At 62.6% G+C, this 5063-nt stretch carries 7 protein-coding genes; all 7 read right to left on the bottom strand.

The features are described 5' to 3' along the window. Positions 1–55: 55 nt before the first annotated feature. Positions 56–343, bottom strand: a complete 288-nt coding sequence (locus ASF72_RS18260) for a helix-turn-helix domain-containing protein (RefSeq protein ID WP_056601216.1) — start codon at positions 341–343, stop codon at positions 56–58. Between the two features lie 2 nt (positions 344–345). Continuing rightward, on the bottom strand, positions 346–615 hold the full coding sequence (locus tag ASF72_RS18255; protein WP_056601215.1) for a ParB family protein: 270 nt from the start codon (positions 613–615) through the stop codon (positions 346–348). Positions 616–633: 18 nt separating this feature from the next. Next, the gene (locus ASF72_RS18250) at positions 634–1092 is read right to left on the bottom strand and encodes a hypothetical protein (RefSeq protein WP_056601214.1); all 459 of its coding nucleotides are present in this window, start codon (positions 1090–1092) and stop codon (positions 634–636) included. An 88-nt stretch (positions 1093–1180) separates the two neighbouring features. Beyond that, positions 1181–1771, bottom strand: a complete 591-nt coding sequence (ssb, locus tag ASF72_RS21235) for a single-stranded DNA-binding protein (RefSeq protein ID WP_056601213.1) — start codon at positions 1769–1771, stop codon at positions 1181–1183. Then, positions 1764–2072 carry a hypothetical protein gene (locus tag ASF72_RS18240; protein ID WP_056601212.1) on the bottom strand — a complete coding sequence of 103 codons (309 nt, stop codon included), beginning with the start codon at positions 2070–2072 and terminating at the stop codon, positions 1764–1766. The genes ssb and ASF72_RS18240 overlap by 8 nt, the downstream gene beginning before the upstream one ends. Continuing rightward, positions 2069–2401, bottom strand: coding sequence for a glutaredoxin family protein (locus ASF72_RS18235; RefSeq protein WP_082484550.1), 333 nt, complete (start codon positions 2399–2401; stop codon positions 2069–2071). Before ASF72_RS18235 ends, ASF72_RS18240 begins: the two co-directional genes overlap by 4 nt. A 1167-nt stretch (positions 2402–3568) precedes the next feature. Then, the gene (locus ASF72_RS18230) at positions 3569–4924 is read right to left on the bottom strand and encodes a ParB/RepB/Spo0J family partition protein (protein WP_056601210.1); all 1356 of its coding nucleotides are present in this window, start codon (positions 4922–4924) and stop codon (positions 3569–3571) included. Positions 4925–5063 lie beyond the last annotated feature (139 nt).

Raw genomic sequence — 5063 nt, 5'->3', positions numbered from 1 at the left:
CCGGCGGGCACACCGTCTTTTTGGTGTGCCCGCCGGCCTTCCTGCTATTTCTTTTCTAGTCCTCGGAGGGGACGTGATCCTCGGGGATCTGTCCGGCCGCGATGCGCTCAGCGGTCTTCGCGAACGCCGCGTCAATGTATGCGACCAGGTCACTCTCCCGCACACGCCAGATGCCGCGGCCGCCGAATTGTCCCGCGGGCAATTCCCCGCTGCGGACCAAAGAATAGACCAGGGAACTCTTGACGTTCAGTACCTCCTGGACCTGGTCCAGGGTCAGCATCCTCGGTAACCCTGCCGGTCCCGGAACCTCGGTGTGGTTCACGTCATCGGTCCGCTTCGCCACGGCTACTTCCCTTCGTCCCGGTGCTGGAGTTCATCACGGGTGCGTTGTCCGCGGCGCAGCCCGCCGGCCTTTACCGGCGGCCACGGTTTGCCGTTGTTGTGTTTGCGCTGCAGGCGTTTCACCTCGCGCATCGTGGCCCTGACAATGAAGTCCGACAAGCTCGCATCCCCCTCGGCCGGCTTGCCGGCCTCCACGAAAGCGGCCCGCACCTGGTCAGCCTGTTCCTCCGTGTAGTACGGGGTGAACGCCGCGATCTTCTTCTCCCTGGCCATGCGACTAAACCGCCGGCTCTAGCTGGCCGCGGGCGAAGCCTGCGGCCACGGGTAAAGGGCATCCAGGTACCCGCGGTGCAGCACCATGGAACCGTCCTCTTTGGTTTCAATATTCGAGTGCTGGTGACTGCCGCCGGCGTGGGCAACCGCGGCGAGAACCAGGTCCAGGTTCACCCGGTCCAGACCGGGAACCACATCGCCCAGGACAACAGGAACGTCCTCGACCAGCGACGCGGCAAGCAGCAGGAACCGGCGCTCCCCACCGGAGTAAGCGCCGCTGTCAGCCTCGGCCGCCAGCTCGCGAAAGTTGATCCACGCGTTCTCCTCATACCCCTCGGGGCTGGTGCCCGCCGGGGTAACCCATGGCTGGCCGGCGGCGGCGAAGCGGCCGCCGAAAGCACGGAGCAGCAGCTCCGTGGCCGCCTCGGTCGTGTACGAACCTTTTGCCCAGGCTCGGAGGTCATCTGCATGCGTCATTTGTCTTGTCCTTTGTTGATGCTCAGAAGGTTGGTCAGTGGTCTTGTTGGGGTCAGCGTACATGCCGTCCACGACACGGGCAGCGGGTTTACATGGCGGTTCCGGGGCCCGGAGTTCGGCTGTCCTGGGGGCTATGTTCGGTGCGGTTCATCTTCGCGGCCGCGTAGCGCAGCGAGGGCCCAATTTCGTCGATTTCCAGTTCCAGGACGGTGCGCTTTTGGCCGGTCTTCGTCTCATAGGTGCGGGGTTTGATCCGGCCGCTGGCTATGACGCGGGCGCCCTTGGCCAGCGACGCGGCGGCGTTCTTCGCCGCTTCCCGCCAAAGGGTGGACCGCAGGAACATCGTCTCCACGGGATCCCCATCGTCCCCCAATCCCGCGGTGGTCCGGGGTGTGGTGGCGATGGTGAAGTTCGTAACGGCCGCGCCGGCCTTCGTGTAGCGCAGCTGCGGGTCGGCGGTGAGGTTCCCGATGATCGTGACGGTCGTTTCCCCGGACATGATCACCGGCGCCTTGCCCGGGGTTTCCCCGGCATACTCCGGGTAGCCATCCCCCTGGTACGGGTCCTCGAAGGGGACGTTGACGGTCCCTGATTCGTTCGCTTCCAGACCGAACCAGTCCGCGTCAGTAATCCGTCGCGGACTCATGGCGAACCGGTCCCCCACCGTTACCTCAGTCATCGGCTGCGGCTTCCAGCGCCTCTATCTCTGCCCACTCAAGGTCGCTGCTCCGGCGCCACATGCGTGCGATATAGACCTCCTCGAGCATCGCACTCGTTGAAGCCTGGTAGGGGTAGCGGCCTTCCTCGTCACTGAACAGGGTCACTGACGAGTCGTAGAGCCTTGCTTCCGGTCCTTCTTCCGCGTCATTGATGAAGGCGATGGCGTAGGCGGCTCCCAGCAGCTCTGGGTCTTCCCGGCGCCTGGGCTCGACTTCGGCGCGGTCGAAGATTGCGGTTATGGTTTCCTGGCTGATGCTCATGCTGTAATCCCTTCCCGGGCGTGATTCATGGTGGCGGTGACGAGTTTGTCGCGGCGCAGGCCGGACCAGTGGTCCTGGTCATCGGCGTTGTTTACAACGACGGGGGCCTGGGAGTAGCCAAGGTCTCCCGTGATGTATTCCAGGGCGGCGGGGTTCTCGGTGATATCCACCGCCGTGTAAGTGATGCCCTTGGCCTCGAAGTAGGCCTTGGTCTTATCGCAGTTCGGGCATTCAGGCTTGGTGTAGACCGTGTACTTGGCAGTTACGGCCGGCACCCCGTCACGAGAGCTGCCGCGTTCCCCGGGGGAGGCTTTGATGGTGGAAGTCATTTTCAGTACCTGGTTTCGTATGAGTTTTAGTTGCGTTCGACTGCTTGACTTGATACCTCTATTCTACCAATCATTCAACTGAATGAGTAGGTCTTTCAGCCTTTATTCTAGGGAATTTGCCAAGGCTTTTCCGTCAGCTCTCCGGCTTTGGCCGCCCCGTTCCTGGTCCTCAGAACAGAGCCGCCTGAAGACCCGGCCACCCTGCCCCTGGGGAACTGGCGGCACGTACCCGGCCCCGGACCTCATCCTGTCGTCCACGGCAGCTTTTGTGTTTGTGAGTACCCCCCGCGGTTGGAGGCTGTCCATGGCCGCCGGCCCCGGTGGTGAGATGCGGTGCTGGTGGTGTCCTGGCGGTTGTGGTCAGCCGGCCTTTTAGGTCCCGTCGTCCCCCTGTGCGCGGGAAAAGCCCGGAGGGGTTGAGCTTTTGCCGTGCCCAGGTGTGTCGAGGGGTTCTGTTACCTGGCGTTGCAGGGTCGAGCGGCCGGAGGGGTCGGCATAGCCGCCCCTCCGGCCAACGAGTTAGTCGAGCGGGAGGTGGATGATCGTCAACATCAGACGAAGGACGTTAACCACGAAGGAGAGCATTCCCCAGGGGGGTTTGCGAGCCTTGGATCTTTTCATCACGGCTCCTTTCGCAAACTTTCGGAACCGTTTGCGTGCGGTTTTGCTACCGGTGGCGCTCCGTAGGGCATAACGTAGGCGATGTATTGGATTAGACACCTTGAATGTCCGACGACGGTTCGTTGGACTATCCAAGGAAACCTGGAGCCCGTTGACGCGGGCTCCAGGCATTTAAAGACAGCTGGTCTTATGGCCACATTCTGACGGTAAGCCGGGCGCGGGTAATTTCCGCAACCATTGTGCGGCGATTCCTGTTGCCACTGCGTGAGGTCGAAGTGATGCGGTCGCGGTTCCCATGCGCTGTACCTAGGGCATAGCCGGCGGGTGTCGCGTGTGAACGGCGGTCCGCCGGTGGTAACCACGCTGGGAGCCGGCCACGTGGTGAGGCGGACCGCCCGCGTTTTCGAAGGTTCCACACCCTGCTCCCCCGGCCCTGCTGACCTTGGGTTTTTCCGGTGGTGGCCGGTAGAATGTGGGGAGAAGAAACCCCGGAGCCTAGATATTTGCGTTATCTAGGGTCCGGGGTTTTTCTATGCCCGGTGGGTGTTACTTGCCGCTGTCGATGATGATCTTTTCAGTCTCCGATGCGGTGTATCCCCATGTGACGAGCTGGTTGAGGTAGTCGCGGTGGGACTGGTGCGGGGACCGCCATGAGTCTTTGGCGATGGTCTTTTCATACCCGGCGCAGATCAGGGCGATCAGGTAAACCTCGGGCCGGGCCGTGGTCTTGGCCACGTGATCCTTCAGCGGGTTCCACGCCCATGACTTCTCTCCCTCGATTTTGGCCCCGGCCATGGTCGCGGCCACTTCGCCGTCGTAGCCGCTGGCAACCTCGGAGTGGTGGGTGATGGCGTGGACGGTAAAGTACTGCCAGCCCTTCGGGGCCTGCTTCTTCCCCAACAACCCGGCCACCCATTCCCGGCGTACAGTCGTCGCAGATTCCATCTTTTTGTTGTTTTCGATCAGGGTTTTCCTCTCGGCCTTCTGCTCGTCGGTCATTGGTCCTTTCTGCGCGGTGCTTCCGCCGTCGTAGCGTTCGTGCCGTGCGGTGAAGCCCAGTTCTTCCCATCCAGTAATGACTGGTGTCGCGGAGTGCACACCTTGCCAGTTGCGGGTGATCAGGTAGGCGTTTGCGTCGTCCTCGGTGGCGTTTTCGCCATCGGGGCGGCGGGCGGCGGAGACGTAGAGGTTTTCCTCCCCGGCGTAGTGTCCGGCGTCCTCGACAATGACCTTGCCGGTGGCTTCGAGTTCGGCTTTCAGGGCCGCGAGGGCGGCGGCGCGTTCACGGCGGTCCCGCAACTGCTGAGCCACGTGGTGGAGCTGGTCCGGTTCATCAGCGAGAACCGACGCGATTTCAGCTGAAGCGTCCTCGTCGTCTTCAAATTCGGCCACGATCAGTGCCTCTTCGATCGTGCATCCCTTCCCCAGTGCAGTGTCCCCGGCGGTGCTGGACTTCGCTTTCAGGGCGTCCTCGACGGTGGTCTTGGTCCTGCCGGTCTTCTTGGCGATCTGCGATACGCTCACGCCGATCAGGGACAGCTGGTGGTACGCGTCGGCTTCGTCCGCTTCGGTCAGGGCGGCGCGCTGGATGTTCTCCACCACCTGCGTCACGATCCGTTCCGCTTCCTCCGGGGACTCGATGACCATGACCGGGATCAAGGGGCGGGCGGCTTCGACAGCGGCGCGGGTCCGGCGCTGACCCATCAGCACGTGCACCGTCCCGTCGTCCTTACGGTGGGCGATCACCGGTTCCATCACGCCGTGTTCCTTGATGCTCGCCACGAAGGAGGCGGTCAGGGCAGCGTCCTTGCGGACGTTCACGTCCACCGTGAGAGTGGACGGGTCCAACCATTCCAGCGCCGACGCGGCAGTGGTGGCCGGGTTTTCTGCGATTGCAGTCATATGGGTTGTTCTCCTTGTTTCATCGACACGAGGTAAGGGGGCTATGGGACTTAGCCAGCTACTCCCCTTCTCCCCCGACGCTTCTATGTCTTGTCAAGCGGTCGGAAGCGGGATTCGTAGCTGACCAACCAGCATCCTT

The organism is Arthrobacter sp. Leaf141 (assembly GCF_001424565.1).
Classification (GTDB): Bacteria; Actinomycetota; Actinomycetes; order Actinomycetales; family Micrococcaceae; genus Arthrobacter.
This window is presented reverse-complemented; position numbering and strand designations above follow the sequence as displayed.